18 protein-coding genes are annotated in these 19,162 nt (G+C 63.9%); 13 read left to right on the plus strand and 5 right to left on the minus strand.

What is annotated here, in order from left to right:
- Positions 1-274: 274 nt before the first annotated feature.
- Entirely contained in the window at positions 275-484 is a 210-nt protein-coding gene (locus G454_RS0112160; RefSeq protein ID WP_169719358.1) for an IS110 family transposase, read from the minus strand.
- 330 nt (positions 485-814) lie between these two features.
- On the opposite strand from G454_RS0112160, the gene tnpA reads away from it, so the two are divergent.
- The 3 genes from tnpA to larE all read left to right on the plus strand — a co-directional run bounded on the left by tnpA (position 815) and on the right by larE (position 3,572).
- Positions 815-1,210 carry an IS200/IS605 family transposase gene (gene tnpA, locus G454_RS0112165; RefSeq protein WP_027718849.1) on the plus strand — a complete coding sequence of 132 codons (396 nt, stop codon included), beginning with the start codon at positions 815-817 and terminating at the stop codon, positions 1,208-1,210.
- A 10-nt stretch (positions 1,211-1,220) separates the two neighbouring features.
- Positions 1,221-2,531: an RNA-guided endonuclease InsQ/TnpB family protein gene (locus G454_RS0112170; RefSeq protein ID WP_027718850.1), complete on the plus strand. Its 1,311-nt coding sequence runs from the start codon at positions 1,221-1,223 to the stop codon at positions 2,529-2,531.
- A 234-nt stretch (positions 2,532-2,765) separates the two neighbouring features.
- Complete coding sequence (gene larE / locus G454_RS0112175) at positions 2,766-3,572, plus strand: ATP-dependent sacrificial sulfur transferase LarE (protein WP_027718851.1); 807 nt, start codon at positions 2,766-2,768, stop codon at positions 3,570-3,572.
- Here larE and G454_RS19010 read toward each other — a convergent pair.
- Positions 3,563-4,555: an ADP-ribosylglycohydrolase family protein gene (locus G454_RS19010; protein ID WP_051276350.1), complete on the minus strand. Its 993-nt coding sequence runs from the start codon at positions 4,553-4,555 to the stop codon at positions 3,563-3,565. The two genes, larE and G454_RS19010, sit on opposite strands and share 10 nt — an antisense overlap.
- On the minus strand, positions 4,552-5,079 hold the full coding sequence (locus G454_RS0112185; protein ID WP_245574398.1) for a lytic transglycosylase domain-containing protein: 528 nt from the start codon (positions 5,077-5,079) through the stop codon (positions 4,552-4,554). Before G454_RS0112185 ends, G454_RS19010 begins: the two co-directional genes overlap by 4 nt.
- A 143-nt stretch (positions 5,080-5,222) precedes the next feature.
- On the opposite strand from G454_RS0112185, the gene G454_RS19015 reads away from it, so the two are divergent.
- The 6 genes from G454_RS19015 to G454_RS0112215 all read left to right on the plus strand — a co-directional run bounded on the left by G454_RS19015 (position 5,223) and on the right by G454_RS0112215 (position 10,737).
- Positions 5,223-6,956, plus strand: a complete 1,734-nt coding sequence (locus G454_RS19015) for a sigma-54 interaction domain-containing protein (protein ID WP_084413484.1) — start codon at positions 5,223-5,225, stop codon at positions 6,954-6,956.
- Positions 6,957-7,101: 145 nt separating this feature from the next.
- On the plus strand, positions 7,102-8,181 hold the full coding sequence (locus G454_RS0112195; protein ID WP_027718853.1) for a Glu/Leu/Phe/Val dehydrogenase dimerization domain-containing protein: 1,080 nt from the start codon (positions 7,102-7,104) through the stop codon (positions 8,179-8,181).
- Positions 8,166-8,390, plus strand: a complete 225-nt coding sequence (locus G454_RS0112200) for a 4Fe-4S binding protein (RefSeq protein ID WP_027718854.1) — start codon at positions 8,166-8,168, stop codon at positions 8,388-8,390. The genes G454_RS0112195 and G454_RS0112200 overlap by 16 nt, the downstream gene beginning before the upstream one ends.
- On the plus strand, positions 8,387-9,460 hold the full coding sequence (locus G454_RS0112205) for a 3-methyl-2-oxobutanoate dehydrogenase subunit VorB (RefSeq protein ID WP_035107754.1): 1,074 nt from the start codon (positions 8,387-8,389) through the stop codon (positions 9,458-9,460). The genes G454_RS0112200 and G454_RS0112205 overlap by 4 nt, the downstream gene beginning before the upstream one ends.
- Positions 9,435-10,172 (plus strand): thiamine pyrophosphate-dependent enzyme, encoded by a 738-nt coding sequence (locus G454_RS0112210; protein ID WP_027718856.1) that lies wholly within the window; start codon positions 9,435-9,437, stop codon positions 10,170-10,172. The genes G454_RS0112205 and G454_RS0112210 overlap by 26 nt, the downstream gene beginning before the upstream one ends.
- A gap of 10 nt (positions 10,173-10,182) precedes the next feature.
- A complete protein-coding gene (locus G454_RS0112215) occupies positions 10,183-10,737 on the plus strand; it encodes a 2-oxoacid:ferredoxin oxidoreductase subunit gamma family protein (protein ID WP_027718857.1) in 555 nt (184 codons plus the stop codon).
- On the opposite strand, the gene mutM is transcribed toward G454_RS0112215, so the two are convergent.
- Together mutM and polA are read right to left on the minus strand one after the other, a co-directional pair.
- Positions 10,738-11,562, minus strand: coding sequence for a bifunctional DNA-formamidopyrimidine glycosylase/DNA-(apurinic or apyrimidinic site) lyase (mutM, locus tag G454_RS0112220; protein WP_027718858.1), 825 nt, complete (start codon positions 11,560-11,562; stop codon positions 10,738-10,740).
- A 12-nt stretch (positions 11,563-11,574) separates the two neighbouring features.
- Positions 11,575-14,208 carry a DNA polymerase I gene (gene polA, locus G454_RS0112225; RefSeq protein ID WP_245574399.1) on the minus strand — a complete coding sequence of 878 codons (2,634 nt, stop codon included), beginning with the start codon at positions 14,206-14,208 and terminating at the stop codon, positions 11,575-11,577.
- A gap of 151 nt (positions 14,209-14,359) precedes the next feature.
- On the opposite strand from polA, the gene G454_RS20515 reads away from it, so the two are divergent.
- The 4 genes from G454_RS20515 (at position 14,360) to G454_RS0112245 (ending at position 18,977) form a co-directional block, all read left to right on the plus strand.
- Entirely contained in the window at positions 14,360-15,877 is a 1,518-nt protein-coding gene (locus G454_RS20515) for a S41 family peptidase (RefSeq protein WP_156896767.1), read from the plus strand.
- Between the two features lie 48 nt (positions 15,878-15,925).
- Entirely contained in the window at positions 15,926-17,131 is a 1,206-nt protein-coding gene (locus G454_RS0112235) for a cyclin family protein (protein ID WP_027718860.1), read from the plus strand.
- Positions 17,132-17,193: 62 nt separating this feature from the next.
- On the plus strand, positions 17,194-17,808 hold the full coding sequence (locus G454_RS0112240) for a DedA family protein (RefSeq protein WP_027718861.1): 615 nt from the start codon (positions 17,194-17,196) through the stop codon (positions 17,806-17,808).
- Positions 17,809-17,894: 86 nt separating this feature from the next.
- A complete protein-coding gene (locus G454_RS0112245) occupies positions 17,895-18,977 on the plus strand; it encodes a D-alanyl-D-alanine carboxypeptidase family protein (RefSeq protein WP_211230085.1) in 1,083 nt (360 codons plus the stop codon).
- The last annotated feature ends 185 nt before the right edge of the window (positions 18,978-19,162 follow it).

The raw sequence follows: 19,162 nt of genomic DNA on the forward strand, positions 1-19,162 counted from the left end.
TCCAGCTCACCTACCCAGCGGTCCAGCTTTTCCTTGAGCACGCGGTAAAAGTTGCCTTCCGGGAAGAGATGCGGGCAGGCAATGTCCGGGTGGTAAAAGTCCAGCTGTAGTTCTCTATCGCGGCGGTACATGAGTCCAACCCCCCAAAAAGGCCTTTGGAGGGAAATGTTCGACAAAAGTAGTAGATTCCTTGCCAAGAAAGGATAAACTTTCTCATGAACTAAACGTTCAGGTCAATCTGCCAGTTTTTGGACTGGGGGTTTTGCGACAGTCTCTATAAGGGGAGCCAATAGTGGCCGGTGGCCTCGAGCCCGTAAACGACTTCACTCGCTCCCAAGGAAGCAACCCGACGCAGCAATTTTTCTACCCCCTGGGGGGAATTGTCAAAGACCAGCGAACCACCTAGCTGCTTGCCAGTTTCATCGATGAAGGAGGCTTCGTGCTTGCGCTTGCCCACGTCGATACCCACATAGATAACGGACACGGGATCACCTCCCAATGGATTTGTGGTGGGGGTCCCACAACCTCTACGGGTCACAGCCTTGTGGGTCAGACGGGATGCAAGCAAAGCTTGCCCCAACCTACTTAATCGTGATCATCCCGTAGAGGTGGGGCCTCAGTCTAAAGGCCGGGCTTTTTCTGCCCAAGGGGGTAGGTCGATTTGACCCCACCACCGGGATGAAATTTCGGGCTATTAAGCGTAATATCCTGCTACCTTCATACTACAAAGGGGGCGGGATGGAAACGGCGGCCAGGTTGGAAAAGAAAAAACCAGATTGTTTTTTCTGTCCAGGTGTAGTATACTGAAGTTGCTATGAAAACCAAGAAGACCAGGTATGCTCACTACAACATAAACTATCACTTCGTCTGGATACCGAAGTACCGCCGTAAGATTCTGGTGGGTCCGGTTGCCGAGGAGCTGGAACGGCTAATTCGAAAGGTCTGCGATGAAAGGGAAGTAGAGGTGCTTAGTCTCTCCATCCAGCCTGATCACGTGCACCTTTTTGTTTCAGCTCCTCCAAGACATGCTCCTTCTGTCCTCATCAACACCATTAAAGGGTATACTTCCCGCTACCTGCGCCAGAAGTTTCCGGAGTTGAGCAAACAAACGGGGCCGCGGCTCTGGACTAGAACGTACTACGTTGGCACCGCTGGCACGGTATCTGCCGAAACTATTCAGCGCTACATCGCAGAGTGCCAGGATGAGTAGGTGAGAATACATGGCCTGGAGCGATAAGTCACACCCTCACCGCCTCCTGCTGACCAAACAGTTCCCGCTGGGCCTGGAAACGCTACCGGTTTTCCAACCCGTCATGCAGGCGGCAAACCGTATCTGGAACTCCTGCGTTTGGCACAGCCGCGAAATCTTCAGGCAGAAGGACCGCTGGCCAACAGAAGCGGAACTCAAGGCAAAGTTTAAATCCTTCGCCGTGTGGCGCGAACTCCACTCCCAGTCGGCCCAGGCGGTGGTGGAGGAGTACTTCGAGGCCGTGTCTGCCTACCGGAAGCACAGGGAAAACGGCCACCTGGAGATGAACCCGCCGAACTTCAAGCCGAAGAACCACCTCCGCACCGTCACCTGGAAGAGGCAGGGCTTCGATGTTGAGGATAACACCCTCGTGTTGAAGCTCTCCCGGAAGAAAGAACCAATCAAGGTTGCACTGCCCGAAGGGTGGAACGTGGTCACCCTGCCGGACGGCACGGGAGTGAGGGGCATCCCGGTCGAGGTCAAGGTAAAGGCGGTTGTCCGCCGCCGCAAAGTGGAAAACCTGGTGCTCCACGTGACCTTCGACCTTGGAGTGGTGCCTGTTTACCGTGCAGGTGCTGTTTCGGCCTATGATTACAACTCCGGCCTGGTGGCGCGGGCCACGTCAAACGGCCAACTGGACCTCTTCATCTGCCGGGAAATTTTGTCCCAGGTGCAGTACAGGAACAAGGTCCTGGCCGAGTTCCAGGAAAAGATGAGCCGCTTAAAGGAAGGCTCCCGCAGGTGGAGGAGGTGTCTTTCCGCGAAGGCGCGCAAGCTGAAAAAACTTGACCGCCGCATCAGGCAGATGGAGCACGCTTTGACGAAGCTCTTCGCGGAACTGGACGGAGCGGAAGGAGTGGCCTTTTCGGTGGTGGGCGACCTGACGGACCTGCGCCGCTCCGCACGCACCGGAATGAAGGGCAAAAAGGCCAATCAGAAGGTCAACCAGATGGCCTACGAGCGGCTGCAGTCGGAGCAGCGCTACAAGAACCTCATGCGGGGCATTGAGATCGATCCCTGGACGGAGAAGAATACGTCTTCCACGTGCTGCCTCTGCGGTACCCGCAACTCTGCTTGGCGGAAGCATCGCGGTCTGTGGGTGTGCGGAAAGTGCAAGCTGATCCTTCAGGCCGACCTCAACGGCGCGGCTAACCTGCTGAAACAGTACCTCTTCGGCAGCTGCACCGGCAGGGAACTGCCTTTCGCCTTCAGAGGAGTACGGGTTTGGCGCTGGGACGGAAGGCACAACAGGTTCGTGCAAGTATCTCCGAGGGCCGCATAAGCGGCACCTGGAGTAGTCGGGACAGGAGTGACGGTCCCCTCCGGGAGACCCTCCGGCAACGGGTCAAGAAGGGTCGCTCGCACCGGTGTGACCCGGCGGGCGCGTGCGTCTGCCGCTAGGAAGCCCTACACCTTGAGGGTAGGGAGGAAGTCACGCTGCGCGTTGGTATATAATAGGGTTACAAGCGGGCTATGCCCGCCAGAAAATTGCCGCGAGAAAGGAAGCCTTGTCCCGGTGCCAGAAGCAAAGTACAAGCAGCTGCAAGATTATTTGCGCGCCCTGGGCAACTGCCTGGTGGCCTTTTCCGGCGGCGTGGACAGCACCCTCTTGCTTTACGCGGCCAGGGAAGTGCTGGGGAAAGAGAACGTGCTGGCGGTAACCGTGCGCTCCGAGCTCCACCCGCCGGAGGAGGTGGAGGAGGCCGCAGCTCTGGCCCGCCGGCTGGACGCGGCGCACCTGGTGGTGGAGGCGGAGCTCCTGGGGAACCCGCGCGTGGCCGCCAACCCCCCGGAGCGGTGCTACCACTGCAAGAAGGAGGTTTACGGGCGCCTGTGGGAGGAGGCCCGCGCGGCGGGGATCGGGCACGTGGTGGACGGGGCCAACGCCGCCGACGCCGGCGATTACCGCCCGGGCCTGGAGGCGGCGCGGGAAGCCGGGGTCAGGAGCCCCCTGATGGAAGTGGGCCTCCATAAAGACGAGATCCGCCGCCTTTCTGCCCTCCTGAAGCTGCCCACGGCGCAAAAGCCCTCTTCTCCCTGCCTGGCCACCCGCTTCCCCTACGGCACCCCGCTTTCCCGCGAGGGGCTGGCCAGGGTGGCCGGGGCGGAGAGGTTCCTTCGCCGCCTGGGCGTGCCGGACCTGCGGGTGCGCGACCACGGCAGGCTGGCCCGCATCGAGGTGCCGCCGGAGTACGCGGAGCTGGTCCTGCGCCGCTCCGGCGAGGTTGTTGCAGAGCTAAAAGCGCTGGGTTATATTTACGTCTCCCTGGATCTTGAGGGCCTGCGGAGCGGCAGCATGAACGAGCTCCTGCTTCAGCGGTAGCAGGTGGGCCAGGCGGGGTATGCGGCGGCGTCTTCCGAGATGGAGCCGCGCTTCTCCAGGACCAGCCGGTACATCCCCTCCACCACTTCCTCGAGATCTGCGGTGTTTTTCAGGGCCTGCACCCATCTGGAGGGGATGGCCGCAAAGCCGTAGTGGGTGCCGGCCATGCCCCCGGTTACCGTGCCGGCGGTGTCGGTGTCGTCGCCCCGGTTGACCGCGGCAATGAGGGCGTCCTCGAAGCTATCCGTGAAGAGGAAGGACTGCAGCGCCGCGGCCAGCGTGTCCAGGGCGCCGCCCCGGGGCACCACCTCCGGAGCCCCCTTCTGGATGTGGCGGAGGATGTACCAGAAGAACTTGGTGGGCTGCAGGTTTAACTGCTTGCAGTAGCGGTCGGTGAGGTGCAGGGCTTCCGTCACCGCCTCCCTCTTGGAGAGGTCCCGGCGGAAGGCCAGGAGGTAGACCAGCAGGTTGTAAAAGAGGCAGCAGGCGGCCCCCTCCTGGCTGTAGTGGGTCATGTAGGCAATCTCCACCGCCCACCTGGCCAGGGAGGAGAGGTTGTGGCAGTAGCCGAAGGTTACCGGCAGGGTGCGCATGAGGCTCCCGTTGGAGTCCAGCTTGTTGAGGGCCTGGGCGGTAATGCGCGCGGCCTCCTTCCAGTTGCCCGTGCGCAAGAAGTTGCGGAAGGACATCAGGGTGGTATTGCCGATGTCTTTCGGCCTCGACTGGTACCAGCGGATGAAGCCGCGCCCTATTTCCTCGACGGGGGAGGCAGGGCTGGCCAGGATCCCCCGCGCCACGGCCAGGGTCAGCTGGGTATCGTCGGTGCACTCTCCCGGCTCCAGGTTCAGCCACCCGCCGCCGACCATTTCCCGCAGCGTCCCGTACTTTTCCCTGATTTCTTCGGCGCTCATAAACTCCGCCGGCCCGCCCAGGGCGTCGCCCACGGCGGCGCCGTAAAAAGCGCCCTTGATAATATCCTTCATGGCTTTTCCCTCCCGTAAAGGTAGCGGTAGACCTGGTAGTGCCAGAGCACCTTGCGGACAAACTGGCGGGTTTCCGCATAAGGGATCTGATCGAGGCGGCTCTTTTCACCCGTCCACTGCTTTTCTGCCAACCATTTTATCACATTTCCCCTCCCGCCGTTGTAAGCGGCCAGGGCCAGGACGGTGTCCTGGCCGAAGGAGCGGTAGAGGTCGGCCAGGTACCAGGTGCCCACGGCCAGGTTGAACTCGGGGTCGTAGAGGAGGTCCGGGTGGTAAGGCGTTAACCCCAGCTGGGAGGCCACCCAGCTGCCCGTTTCCGGCATGACCTGCATGAGGCCGCGGGCCCCCCGCGGGGAGGTGGCGCGGGGGTTAAAGTTGCTTTCGGTTTTAACGAGCGCCGCCACCAGGTAGGGGTCGAGGCCGCGGGCGCTGGCGTGGCGGGTGATGGCCTCGCGGTAGGGGAAGGGGTAGAGGATCTTTCCCCACCGCTCGTGGTAGAGAACCAGAAGGACCAGGAAAAGCAAAAAAAACAGGCGCCGGAAACGCGTCACGTCTTTCCCTCCGTAGTACAAGCTATTCGTTTTGGGTGGCACCATTCCTGCTTTTTATTTTTCGTGTGCGGGGGCGCAATTTTCGCTTCATTGGGGAAAGGGGAAGAGGCTTTTACATGGGCGAGCTTGCAGGTAACGTGGTGGGCCTGGAGGTCATCCTCAACTCCATTCACGAGGGCCTGCTGGCCGTTGACCGGGAAGGGCGCGTGACCATCTTCAATCAGGCGGCGGAGCGGATCATGGGCAAATCTGCCCGGGAGGTCATTGGCCGCCGGGTTGAGGAGGTCATCCCCAATACCCGCCTGCACCTGGTGTTAAAAACCGGCCAGCCGGAGTTAAACCAAATCCAGCACATCGGCCAGACCACCATCCTGACCAACCGCGTGCCCCTTTACGACGAGGAAGGCCGCGTGGTGGGAGCGGTGGCCGTCTTCCGGGACATCAGCGAGCTAAAGGCGCTGGCGGAAGAGGTGACCAACTTGCGGGAAACGCGGGCCCTGCTGCAGGCCATCATCAACGCCACCAGCGACGCCATCTCGGTGGTGGACGAGCGGGGCATGGGCATCATGGTCAACCCCGCCTACACCCGGCTCACTGGCCTCACCGAGGAGGACGTGCTTAACCGCCCGGCCACGGTGGACATAGCCGAGGGCGAGAGCATGCACATGTACGTGCTAAAAACCCGCCAGCCGGTAAAGAACGTGCCCATGAAGGTGGGCCCCAACCGGCGGGAAGTGCTGGTGGACGCGGCGCCCATTATCGTGGAGGGCAAGCTTAAAGGGAGCGTGGCCGTGATCCACGACGTTTCGGAGATCCGCCGCCTTTCCGAGGAGCTGGACAGGGCCAGGCGGCTTATCCGACAGCTGGAAGCCAAATACACCTTTGAGGATATCATCGGCACCAGCCCGGCCATTACCAGGGCCATTGAGGAGGCCAAGAAAGCCGCCCAGACGCCGGCCACGGTGATCCTGCGCGGGGAAAGCGGTACGGGCAAGGAGCTCTTTGCCCACGCCATCCACCAGGCCAGCCCCCGCTCCCGCGGCAAGTTCGTGCGCGTCAACTGCGCGGCCATCCCCGACAGCCTCATGGAGAGCGAGCTTTTCGGCTACGCGGAGGGCGCCTTTACCGGGGCCAGGAAGGGCGGCCACCAGGGCTACTTTGCCGAGGCCGACGGCGGCACCATCTTTTTGGACGAGATTGCCGAGTTCAACGTCAACGTGCAGGCCAAGCTCCTGCGGGTCCTCCAGGAAAAGGAGATCGTGCGGGTGGGCGACTCCCGCCCCATCCCCGTGGACGTGCGCGTCATCGCGGCCACCAACGCCAACCTGGAGCGTCTGGTGAGGCGCGGCCTCTTCCGCGAGGACCTGTACTACCGCTTAAACGTGGTGTCCATTTATATACCCCCCTTGCGCGAGCGGCGGGAGGACATCCCCCTGCTGGCCAACCACCTCCTCCGCAAGCTGAACCAGGAGTACGGGCGCAACGTGAAGGCCATCTCCCCCGCGGCCATGGAATGCCTCATGCGCTACGACTGGCCCGGCAACGTGCGCGAGCTGGAAAACGTGCTGGGCAGGGCCCTCATTAACATGCGCCACGGGGAGACGGTGGTGGAGGTTGCCCACCTCCCCCCGCTGGGAATTAAGGGAGACTTCCCGAGCGGGTCGCCGCTGGCCGCCGGGTGGACCTACCAGGGGGAGAGCCTGAAGGAACTGCGGGAAAGCTGGGAGCGCCAGGTGTTGGCCGCCGCCCTGGCCTACACCGGCGGCAACCGCACCAGGGCCGCCCGCCTGCTGGGGATCTCCGTGCGCACCCTGTACAACAAGCTGGCCCGCTACGGGATCGAGGTGTGAAAAATTTTTCCGGCAAAAAAATGCACGTGAAGGATTTTACAGGGTCCTGCGCGGCCATAAAGCGCGGATGCCACCGGCAAAGGTGTGGCATCTTTTTTGTTTGTAACCGTGCCCCAAAAGAGAACCCTGTGGAGGGCTGGTTGCCTTGGAAGTCATTTCGCGCATGGTGCAGGGTGACTACGAGCAGGTGGTATTCTGCCAGGACAGGGAGGCGGGGTTGAGGGCCATCATTGCCATTCATAGCACCGCCCTCGGCCCGGCGCTCGGCGGGGTGCGCATGTGGCCTTACGGGAGCGAGGAAGAGGCGCTGTTTGACGTGCTGCGCCTTGCCCGCGGCATGACCTATAAGAACGCCCTGGCCGGGCTGTCACTCGGGGGAGGGAAGGCGGTTATTCTGGGCGATCCCTCGCGGGATAAGGGTGAAGCCTTGCTGCGGGCCTTCGGCAGGTTCGTGGACTCCCTGGGCGGGCGCTACATCACCGCCGAGGATGTGGGGACCTCCCAGCAGGACATGGACGTCATCCGCCAGGTGACGCGCCACGTGGTGGGCGTGTCCGGCGGCAGCGGCGACCCTTCTCCCTTCACCGCCCTGGGAGTTTTTTACGGCATGAAGGCAGCCGCCAAGAGAGTTTTTGGCCGCGAAAGCCTGGCCGGGCTGCACGTGGTGGTGCAGGGGGTGGGGAACGTGGGCCTGAACCTCTGCCGGCTGCTGGCCAGGGAGGGGGCCCGGCTGACCATAAGCGACATTAACACCAGGGCTTTAACCCGGGCGATGGCCGAGCTAAAAGCGAACGTGGTGCCTCCGGAAGAAGTTTACGGGGTGGAGTGCGACATCTTCTCCCCTTGCGCCCTGGGGGGCGTGGTTAACGACAAGACCCTCCCCCTTTTGCGCTGCCGCATCATTGCCGGGGCGGCAAACAACGTACTGCTGGAAGAGCGCCACGGGGAGGCCCTGCACGCAAAGGGCATCCTCTACGTGCCGGACTACGTAATCAATGCCGGCGGGGTGATTAACGTGGCCGAGGAACTGCAGGGCTACCAGCGGCGGCGCGTGGAGGAAAAGGTGGCCCGCATCTACCATACGGTGGAGCGGGTGCTGGAGCTGGCCGCCAGGGAAGGCATCCCGCCCTTTAAGGCGGCGGACAGGCTGACGGAGGAGCGCCTTTTGGCGGCGCGGCAGAAAAGCCAAAGGCAAAGGGGTGAGCCCGGTTGGCTAGCAGGGTAGTGCTGCACCTGGAGCGGGAGCGCTGCAAGGGCTGCGGGCTGTGTGTGGCCTTTTGCCCCCGGGAGGTGCTCGGGCTTGCTCAGGAGCTAAACGGCCTGGGTTACCACCCGGTGGAGATGCGCGCGGGCGAGCGCTGCCACGGCTGCGGGCGCTGCGCCCTCATGTGCCCCGACCTGGCAATCAGCATGGCAAAGGGGGAAGCGGTATGAAGGTGCTCATGAAGGGCAACGAAGCGCTGGCCGAGGCGGCGGTGCGGGCCGGCTGCCGCTGTTTCTTCGGCTACCCCATCACTCCCCAGACGGAGCTGCTGGAGTACCTCGCCCGGCGCCTGCCCGAGGTGGGCGGGGTTTTCCTGCAGGCGGAAAGCGAGGTGGCGGCCATCAATATGGTCTACGGGGCCGCCGGCGCCGGCGCGCGGGTGCTCACTTCCTCTTCCGGGCCGGGAATAAGCCTCAAGCAGGAAGGCATCTCCTACCTGGCGGCTGCCGAGCTGCCCTGCGTCATCGTCAACATCATGCGGGGCGGGCCGGGGCTGGGCGGCATCCAGCCTTCCCAGGCCGACTACTTCCAGGCCACCAGGGGAGGGGGCCACGGGGACTACCGCGTGATCGTGCTGGCGCCCGCCTCGGTGCAGGAAATGGCCGACCTGGCCGTGCTGGCCTTTGAGCTGGCCGATGCCTACCGCAACCCGGTGATGATCCTGGGCGACGGCATCCTGGGGCAGATGATGGAGCCGCTGGAGCTGCCGCCCTTTAAAGAGGACCTGCCCGCCAGGGAGTGGGCCACCGACGGGTGCCGGGGCCGGGCCCGCAGGATCATTAACTCGCTTTACCTCGATGCGGAGGAACTGGAGAGGCACAACCTGCGGCTGCAGGAGAAATACCGCCGCATAGCCGAGCGGGAGGTGCGGTGGGAGGAGTACCTCACCGGGGACGCCCAGGTGCTGGTGGTGGCCTTTGGGACGTGCGCCCGCATTGCGCGGGCGACGGTCAAGGCGGCGCGGTCCGAGGGCATACGGGCCGGGCTCTTCCGCCCCATCACCCTCTGGCCCTACCCCTACCGGCAGCTCCAGGCCGCTGCGGCTTCCGCCCGGGCGGTGCTGGTGGTGGAGATGAACGCCGGGCAGATGGTGGAGGACGTGCGGCTGGCCCTGGAGGGGCGCGTACCGGTTCACTTTTACGGGCGCACCGGCGGCATGGTGCCCGCCTCCGGCGCCGTGCTGCAGGAGCTGCGCCGCATAGGAGGTGTGGGCCGTGTCCAGCACGTTCGCCCCGCCTGAGGCCCTGACTAAAGTGCCCTTCCACTACTGCCCGGGGTGCACCCACGGGATCATCCACCGCCTGGTGGGGGAAGCCATTGACCGGCTGAGCATACGGGAGAGGACCATAGGGGTGGCTTCCGTGGGCTGCTCCGTTTTGGCCTACAATTACTTCAACGTGGATATGCAGCAGGCCGCCCACGGGCGGGCCCCGGCGGTGGCCACCGGCATCAAGAGGGTCCTGCCCGACCGCGTGGTCTTTACCTACCAGGGCGACGGCGACCTGGCTTCCATCGGGCTGGCCGAGCTGGTCCATGCTGCCGCCCGCGGGGAAAGGATTACGGTCATTTTCGTCAACAACGCCAACTACGGCATGACGGGGGGACAAATGGCCCCCACCACCCTCCTGGGCCAGATAACCACCACCACGCCTTCCGGCCGGGCGGTTAAAGAGGCCGGCTACCCCCTCAGGGTCGTAGAGATGCTGGCTACGCTGGAGGGGCCGGTCTACCTGGCCAGGGTTTCGGTGCACGACCCGGCCAACGTCATTAGGGCCCGCCGGGCCATCATAAAGGCCTTTGAGGTGCAGCTGCAGGACCTGGGCTTTGCCCTGGTGGAAGTGCTTTCCATATGCCCCACCAACTGGGGCAAAAAGCCGGTGGAAGCGCTGTCCTGGCTAAAAGAGCATATGCTGCCCGTCTTTCCTCTGGGGGAATTCAGGGCGGTTTCGTAGGGGTGAGATAATGACGCACGAGATTATCGTGGCCGGTTTTGGCGGCCAGGGCGTGCTCTTTACCGGCCAGCTGCTGGCCTATGCGGCGCTGGCCGAGGGCAGGGAGGTTTCCTTTATCCCCTCTTACGGGCCGGAAATGCGCGGCGGGACGGCCCACTGCGCCGTGGTCATCAGCGATGAGGAAATAAGCTCCCCCCTGGTGGAGGAGCCTACGGCGGCGCTGGTCTTTAACCTCCCCTCGCTGGCGCGCTTTGAGCCTCGCGTGAAGCCCGGAGGGCTGCTCCTGCTCAATTCCTCCCTGGTGCACAGGCCGGTGCAGCGCAACGACCTCCTGGTTTACCGCGTGCCTGCCAGCGAGATAGCCGCCGGGCTGGGCCTTGACCGCGTGGCCAACATGGTCATGCTGGGAGCGTATCTTGCGCTTTCCCGGGCGGTGAGCCCGGAGACGGTGCGCCGTCTGCTGGAAGAAAAAATTTTTGCCCGGAGCCCCCAGCTCCTCGAGGTGAACCGGCAGGCCCTGGAGGCGGGGGAACGCTACACCGGCTCCTTGGCGCTAGGGGCCTGATTACCTCTGACAGCCGGGGCAAAAATAGGAGCTCCTTCCTCCCAAAACGAGCCGGGCAATGGGTTTGCCGCAGCGCGGGCAGGGCTGCCCCTGGCGGCGGTAAACCCTTAACTTTTCCTGGAAGGTTCCCGCCTGCCCCCTGCCGTCTGTGTAATCGCGCACGGTGGTTCCCCGGGCAGCAATGCCTTCGCGCAGCACTTCCCTGATGGCCGCGTGCAGGGCTTCCACCTCCTCGCCGGTGAGCGTGCACGCCGGACGCAGGGGGTGCAGGCCGGCCCGGTGCAGGGCCTCGTCGGCGTAGATGTTGCCCAGCCCGGCGACGACCCGCTGGTCTAGAAGAAGGCTTTTCAGCCTGGTGCGGCGCCCCGCCAGCGCTCCTGCCAGGTAGGCGGGGGTAAACTGCGGGCTCAGGGGCTCTACGCCCAGGCTGCCAATGCCGGGGTGGGTGCTTAAGGAGCCGGGGGCCAGCAGCCACAGGCGGCCGAAGCGGCGCGTGTCGGCGTAGCGGAGCTGGGTGCCGTTTTGCAAAAAAAAGATCAGGTGGGTGTGCCTGGCCAGGGGCTCTCCAGGGCCGGTGTGGATTAGCCGGCCGGTCATGCGCAGGTGCACGGCCAGCACCAGGTCCCCCGAAAGGCTCATGAGCAGGTACTTGCCGCGGCGGGAAAGGCCGAGAATTTTCCGTCCGGCCACCAGCCGGCAGAATTCCCCAGATCCGGGGGCGGCAATTACCTGCGAGTTGAGAACCTCCACCTTTTCGATGACCAGCCCGGGGAGGCTTGCGGAAAGGCTCTTAGCAATGGTCTCCACTTCCGGTAACTCGGGCACTTCCTTTTCACCTCATACGGGGCGGACCTCGTACCAGCTGGGCCCGGCCTTGACCTCCACCGTGAGGGGGACGGCCAGCTCCAGGGCGTTTTCCATGTGCTCCCTGACCAGCTCCTTGACCCGGGGCAGCTCTTCTTGGGGCACGTCGAAGATGAGCTCGTCGTGCACCTGCAGGATCATCCTGGCGGCCAGGCCGCGCTCTTTTAGCTCGCGGTGGATGCGCACCATGGCCAGCTTGATGATGTCCGCGGCGCTGCCCTGGATGGGCGTGTTGATGGCCGTGCGCTCTCCGAAGCTGCGCACGGTCCTGTTGGCGCTGAACAGCTCGGGCAGGTAGCGGCGCCGCTTGAGGATGGTGGTCACGTAGCCCTTTTCGCGGGCTTCGGCAACGGTGCGCTCGATGAAGGCCTTAACCCCCGGGTAGCGGGCAAAGTAGCTGTTGATGTACTGCTGGGCCTCCTGGCGGGAGATGCGGATGTCCCTGGCCAGCCCGAAGTCGCTGATGCCGTAAACTATGCCGAAGTTTACCGCCTTGGCCCGGCTGCGCATTTCCCTGGTAACCTCTTCCAGAGGCACGCCGAACACCTCCGCCGCCGTGCGGGCGTGGATGTCTTCCCCGCGGCGGAAAGCGTTGATGAGGTTTTCGTCCCCGGACATGTGGGCCAGGATGCGCAGCTCGATCTGGGAGTAGTCGGCGGCCAGGATGAGGTTTCCCGGACGGCGCGGTATGAAGGCCCGGCGGATCCTGCGCCCCTCTTCCATGCGCACGGGGATGTTTTGCAAATTGGGGTCGGAGCTGGAGAGCCGCCCGGTGGCGGTGACCGTCTGGTGGAAGGTGGTGTGCACCCTCCCCGTCTCCGGGTCGATGAGGGCGGCCAGGCCGTCCACGTAGGTGGACTTGAGCTTGACCAGCTGCCGGTGCTCCAGGATGAGCGGCACGATGGGATGCTCACCGGCCAGCTCCTCCAGCACCGAGGCGTCGGTGGAATACCCCGTTTTGGTCTTTTTCTTTACCGGCAGCTTGAGCTTTTCAAAGAGCACGTAGCCCAGCTGGCGGGTGGAGTTGAGGTTGAACTGCTCGCCGGCCAGGCGGTAAACCTCCCCGGCAATGGCCTGGATCTTGTCCTCCAGCTCGCAGGACATCTCCGCGAGGTACTCCCTGTCCACGGCCACGCCAGCCATTTCCATCTCCGCCAGCACGCCGACCAGGGGCAGCTCCACTTCGTAGTAGAGCCTTTCCATTTCGGCCAGGCGCAGCTTTTCCGGGAGGACGTCGGCCAGGCGCATGAGGGCGTCGGCCCTGGCGGCCAGGGCTTCCTCGCCCCTGGAGGGCAGCACCACCCTGAGGTGCTCCAGGGCCACGTCGGCCAGGTCCTGGCTGGCGGTGGTGGGGTTGAGGAGGTAAGCCGCCACCATGGTGTCAAGGGCCAGGCCCTCGAGGGCCTGGCCGTGGCGCGAGAGGAGCCAGAGGGCGCTCTTGGCGTCGTGGAGGACCTTTTCAATGCTCCGGTCCTGGAGGAGGGAAAAAAGGACCTCCCGGGCGGCGGCTCCGGAGGACGGGTCGTCCAAGTCAAGGTAGTAGGTGCTGCCGCCTGCTTTGAGGGCAGCGGCGGCCACGCCTTCCCGGCGGCTGCCGGCCAGGGCCACGGCCACCCTGCCTGCCCGCCGGCATTCTTCCTGCAGGAGGGTCAGTTCCGCGGGGCCGGCGCGGCGGTACTCCACGCGGTGGGTTTTCACCTCCGCCGCCGGCGGGTGTGTGGCCTCCTCTTCCTCTCCCAGCTGCTGCCGGATGCTGCGGATGAGGGACTTGAACTCCAAGCGGCTGAAAACCTCCAGGAGCCGGTTGTAATCCGGTCCCGGCCAGCGCAGGTCCCGGGGGTCGGCCTTTACGGGTGCCCCGCGGTCAATGGTGGCCAGCTTCTTGGATAAAAGGGCCTGCTCCCGGTGCTGGCGGAGCTTTTCCCGGTAGCGGGCGTCCACCTCGTCCAGGCGGGAGAAGAGGTCTTCCAGCCGGCCAAAATCCTTCAGCAGCTTGGCCGCCGCCTTGGGGCCTATTCCCGGTACCCCCGGGATGTTGTCGGAGGGGTCGCCCACCAGCCCCTTGTAGTCGGGAAACTGTGCCGGGTCAACGCCAAAGCGCTCACGCACGCGTTCCGGGGTGAATTCTTCCAGCTCGCTGATCCCACGGCGGGTCACCAGCACCCGGGTTAAGGGGGAAACCAGCTGGAGGGCGTCCTGGTCCCCCGTGACCACCACGCTCGATAACCCCTGCTCCTCTGCCCTCTGTACCAGCGTGCCGATGAGGTCGTCGGCCTCGTACCCTTCCTCCTCCAGCACGGCGATGTTCATGGCCCCTAAGATCTCCTTGATCAGCGGGAACTGGGGGCGCAGGTCCTCAGGGGTGCCCGGGCGGTGGGCCTTGTAGGCGCTGTAGTGCTCGTGGCGAAAAGTTGCCCGTCCCCGGTCAAAGCACACGGCCACCATGCCGGGCCGTATTTCCCGCAGCACTTTGAAGAGCATGGTGGTAAAGCCGTAGGCGGCGCTGGTGGCCAGGCCCTGGCTGGTAGCCAGGTGGGGGAGGGCGTGAAAGGCCCGGTGGGCCAGGCTGTTGCCGTCTAAAACCAGAAAGACAAGCGGCAAGGGCAAATCAACGCACCTGCCTTTGGCGGCTTCTTTTCACCATTTATTTTCACCGCCCGCGCTCCCCATACCTCCTCAAAAATATTTGTTTCTTTCGCGGCAGGATATTGCCGGCGGCGGGCCGAATAAGGGCTTAAAGCATGATGCGGGGTGAGTTTTGTTGAAGGTCCAAAAGCTCCTGCTGGTTGTACTTGCCTTTTTATTTTTATGGCCCCTCAACCGGGTTCAGGCGGCGGAAGAGATCGGGGAAGGAACGGCCAAAGTAAAGGAGATCATGGAGTACCTCTACCAGTACCACCTCCTGCGCCCCCGGGCCGAGACCCTGGTGGAGGGGGCCGTCGAGGGATTGCTGGGCAAGCTGGGCGACCCCTACACCGAGTACCTGCCGGAGGAAAAGCTGCGCGGCTTTACCGAGTCCCTGGAGGGGGAATACGGGGGTATAGGGGTGGAGCTGGAGGCGGCCTACCCCTATCCCCGGGTGAGGAAGGTTTTTCCTGCTTCTCCGGCCGGCAGGGCGGGCCTTAGAGAGGGGGACTGTATTGCCCGCGTGGAGGGGGAAGATGTGGCCGGGCTGCCGCTGCCGGAGGTGGTGAACAGGCTGCGCGGCCCCGCGGGATCCCGGGTGGAGGTGACCGTGCGCCGGGAGGGCGGCGTGGAGTTCAGCGTGACGCTGGTCAGGGAGGTTGTCAGGGCGCCGTCCCTGGAGTGGAGGATGTTGCCCGGAAGCGTTGCCTACATAAAAATATCTTACTTTGCCTCCCACACGGCGGAGGAGTTTTCCGCCGTGGCGGCGGCGCTGAAAAAGGAGCAGCTCAAGGGGGTGATCCTGGACCTGCAGGATAACCCCGGCGGCTACCTGCAGGCGGCTGTAGACGTAGCCGGGTTTTTCCTGCCCCGCGGGCTTGTGGTGGTGGTCACCGTGGACAGAGAGGGCAGGAGGGAGGAGTATTACCCGCGCGGCGGCGGGCCCGCCCTGCCGGAAGTGCCCGTGGTGGTGCTGCAGAACGGCGGTACCGCCAGCGCCGCCGAGGTGCTTGCCGGCGCCCTGGAGGACTACCGCCGGGCCGTGCTGGTGGGCAGCCGGAGCTACGGCAAGGGGGTGGTGCAGGCCGTCGTCCCCTTGAAGACGGGTGGGGCGCTGAAGATTACCATCGCCCGCTACCTCACGCCCCGGGGGAGGTCCCTGGAGGGGAGCGGCCTTGTGCCCGCGCGGCAGGTTTCCCTGCCCTGCCTGGTCCTGGCGGCGGCGCGCCAGGAGCTGTACCCGGAGCGCCCCCGCACGCTGGCCTTTGACCTGCGCGGGGGCGGGGCCTGGGTGGGTACGGAAAGAGTTGCCGCCTGCGGCCTTGCCCCTGTTTCCCCGGGCGGGGAGTGGTACCTGCCCCTGCGCTTTACCCTGGAGGCCCTGGGCTTCGGCGTGCGCTGGGACGAGGAGGGGGGCCGGGTGGTGGCGGCCCGGGGTGAGAGGGAGCTGGCCCTAGCGCCGGCAGAGAAGCTCGCCCTCATCGGGGGCCGGCAGGTCCCGGTGGAGCCTCTCTGGGTGGATGGGCACCTCTACCTGCCTTCTTCTATCTTTACCCGCCTGGGCATACAGGTTAAATTAGAGGGAGGGCGCCTGGAGCTGGAATTTTGGCCTTCCGGCAGGGAGGAATATCCCCGGACGTTGTTGAATTGACAAGAATATGCTAGAAAAAAGATAAGGTTTGCGGAGAAGGTGTAAGGCATGGCATATGACCCCTGCCCCTGGGGGAAAGAAAAGGAGAGGGTAGTCTCGCTGGAACAGTACCGCTGGCACCGCACGGCGCAAGAACTGCGCCGCAAAATAGCCGAGTTTGCCGACCACCAGTACTTCGCCCTGGAGGCGGCCAGGGCCCAGGAGAGGTACTTTGGCTGCTTGAGCCCGGAACTGGTGGACCAGAGCGACGAGTTTACCCTGGAAAGGTGCTTTGAGTGGTTTATTTTTGACTACACGCTGCCCGACGGGTCCACCGTCATCGAGGCCTTCCGGCAGATGCCGGGCCTATCCGAGATGGAGCAGGCCCTGCTGGCCGACTGGGTGGGAGCCAGGTTTTCCCTCTACGAGGTGGAAAGGACCTTTCCCGGCAAAGGGGTGGTCCTGCGGGACATGCTGCGGAAGCAGAGGGTGTGGGTGCGCGACGCCAACGCTTCCGTGGAGCTCCAGCCGAAGACCGTGCTTTTTATCCGGGTTTTAAAGGTGGGGGAGGAGTACGAGTTTTCCACCAGCGGGCTGGCATTACCGGGCTTTTACAAGCATAAGCTTTTACGGGAAGTGCGCCGGGACTGGTGGTCCTACGCGCGCCGCCGCAAAGTTCCTCCGCGCCAGGTGCTGGATGAATACCTTCGGGAGCGCTCCCACGTGATGAACGCCATGGTCATCGAGGTGGGAAGCCTGCTCCGGGAACCCTACCTCTCGCTCCTCAACACCATAAGGGAAGCGGTTAACCAGGAGATCTCCCAGTGGCTGGAGGAGATAGGGCTGGACCGGCGGGAGAGGCCGCGGGCGCCCTTTGAGGAGCGCCGGGTGGAGGACTACCAGTGGCCTTCGCCGGGCCACGCGGAAGTGGCGAGGGAAGTAGCGAGGTGCCTGGAAGAAAGCGGCTTCAACGCCCAGCAGGTGCAGGGCGCCCTCAAGCTCTGGTACGACTTTTGCAAAAAAGCCCGCCCTGCCCTGCGCAAGCCGGCCCTCTGGGTGGCGGCGGTGGTGTATGCCGCGTCCCGCCTGGAAGGCGACTTCAGCCTCAGCCAGCGCGACCTGGCGCAGCGCTACGGGGTGCCCAGCTCTTCCGTTTCTGCCTGCTACCGCAGTATATGCCGTGCGCTGGAGCTGGAGGCCTTTGACGAGCGCTATTCCACCTTTAACATACCCGATTTCCTGGCCAGGGTGCTGCGTGACCTAACGAAAAGTTGAACACCGGAAGAGCGAGGGCGGGCCAAAGCCCGCCCTTTTTAGTGCCGGGAGGGATATCGGCTTTGGATTACCTTTTCTCGTTTCTCGAGCCGCTGGTGCAGCGCCTGGTGGCCTTTATTGCCGACCTGGGCTACTGGGGTATTGCCATCGGCATGGCCCTGGAAAGCGCCAACATCCCCCTGCCCAGCGAGGTGATCCTTCCCTTTGGCGGCTACCTTGCCTCCACGGGCCGGCTGAGCTTTTTCTGGGCGGCCATGGCCGGCACCCTCGGGGGGACCGTCGGCTCAATTGTCTCTTACTTCATCGGACTGTGGGGTGGACGCCCTTTCCTTTTGCGCTACGGGCGCTACCTGGGGATTAACCGCCACCACCTGGAGCTGGCCGAGAGGTGGTTTTACCGCTACGGGGAGGCGACGGTTTTCTTTACCCGCCTCCTGCCTGTGGTGCGCACCTTTATTTCCCTGCCCGCGGGGATGTCGGCCATGAACTTCCCGCGGTTTGTGCTTTACACCTTCCTGGGTTCGCTGCCCTGGTCCTTTTTCCTCACTTACCTCGGGTTTAAGATGGGCCAGCACTGGGAAGACCTGAGGTTCTGGTTCCACCGCTTTGACCTCCTGCTGGTCCTCCTGGTGGCGGCGGCCCTGGCCCTTTACGCCTGGCGGAAGATAAGGTCATAAAAGCGGCGGGGGTGGCGGAGAATATTTAAGGATGTGAAGGCGCCAGGAAAGGAGAGCGCGGCGTGAAAAGGGCCGTCCCCCTTTTTTTGTGGCTGTGGCTGTTTGCCTGCTTAACGCACGCCAGTGCCGGCCCGCCCGCGGTGACCGCCGACGCGGCGCTGCTCATGGATGCCCGCACTGGGCAAGTTTTTTTTGCCAAGAACGCCTTGAAGAGGCGCGAGCCGGCCAGCCTCACCAAAATAATGACCGCCATCGTTGCCCTCGAGTACGGGCGGCTGGATGAGGTGGTGACGGTGAGCCGGCGGGCGGCGTCCGTCAGGACGGGCTCCGTGCTGGGCCTGCGGGCCGGCGAAAAGCTTACCCTGGAAAACCTTTTAAAGGCCGCCCTGATCATGTCGGCCAACGACAGCACCGTGGCCATAGCCGAGCACGTGGCCGGCACGGAGGAAACCTTTGTGAAGATGATGAACGCCAAGGCCCTGGTGCTGGGCGCCACACGCACCCGCTTTGCCAACACCAACGGCTACCACCACCCCCAGCACTACTCTTGCGCCTGGGACCTGGCCATGATCACCCGCTACGCCCTGCAGGACCCGGTCTTTAACCGCCTGGTGGCCACGCGCCGGGCAACCGTCGAGTTTTACGCCTCCGACCGCAGGGAGGAGATCTCCAACACCAACCGCCTTCTTTTAAGCGGCGCTTACCCCGGCGTGGACGGGGTAAAAACCGGCTCCACCCCCCGCGCCGGCAACTGCCTCATTGCTTCCGCCACCCGCGGCGGGCGCCGCCTCATTGCCGTGGTCCTCTGCAGCGCAGACCGCTACCGGGATGCCGCCGCCCTGCTGGATTACGGCTTTCTGGAAGTGCAGCGGGTGAGCCTGTGTCGCGCGGGCGGTGAGGCGCTTGCGGTGCCGGTAGCCCGCGGCGCCGCCGCGGCGGTGCGCGCCGTGGCCGCCGGCGACCTGGAGGTGGACCTGGCCAGAGACCAGCTGGGCCAGGTGCGCAGGGAGGTGAGGCTCTTTTCTCCGCTGGCGGCTCCCGTGCGGGCCGGTCAGAAGGTAGGCGAGATGGTTTATTACCTGGGCGACAGCGAGCTCGGGCGTGTGGACCTGGTGGCGGCGGAAAGCGTGCCCCTGCGGGGCCTGGGGAGGTTTCTTCCCGTGAAATAAGAGCCCCCGGCGTTTTTGCCCCTGCCGGGGCTGAGCGATCCCCAGTTTTAAGAGCGCGATTTAGCTCGTAAGCGAGCGACGACGAGCAATTTTGCCCCGATAAGAATCTCGTACAACGAAAAAAATTGGCTTGCAAAATTGCTCGTCGCTTGAGCCGAGCGGAAGACCAAACTTAGCGAAATTGA

The sequence above is a fragment of the Desulfovirgula thermocuniculi DSM 16036 genome (genome assembly GCF_000429345.1).
In the GTDB taxonomy this organism is placed as follows: Bacteria; Bacillota; Desulfotomaculia; order Desulfotomaculales; family Desulfovirgulaceae; genus Desulfovirgula; species Desulfovirgula thermocuniculi.

Coding starts and splice junctions, on each gene's coding strand:
- tnpA (WP_027718849.1), top strand. CDS start 815: ATGAAAACCAAGAAGACCAGGTATGCTCACTACAACATAAACTATCAC.
- G454_RS0112170 (WP_027718850.1), top strand. CDS start 1,221: ATGGCCTGGAGCGATAAGTCACACCCTCACCGCCTCCTGCTGACCAAA.
- G454_RS19010 (WP_051276350.1), bottom strand. CDS start 4,555: ATGAAGGATATTATCAAGGGCGCTTTTTACGGCGCCGCCGTGGGCGAC.
- G454_RS19015 (WP_084413484.1), top strand. CDS start 5,223: ATGGGCGAGCTTGCAGGTAACGTGGTGGGCCTGGAGGTCATCCTCAAC.
- G454_RS0112205 (WP_035107754.1), top strand. CDS start 8,387: ATGAAGGTGCTCATGAAGGGCAACGAAGCGCTGGCCGAGGCGGCGGTG.
- G454_RS0112215 (WP_027718857.1), top strand. CDS start 10,183: ATGACGCACGAGATTATCGTGGCCGGTTTTGGCGGCCAGGGCGTGCTC.
- G454_RS0112235 (WP_027718860.1), top strand. CDS start 15,926: ATGGCATATGACCCCTGCCCCTGGGGGAAAGAAAAGGAGAGGGTAGTC.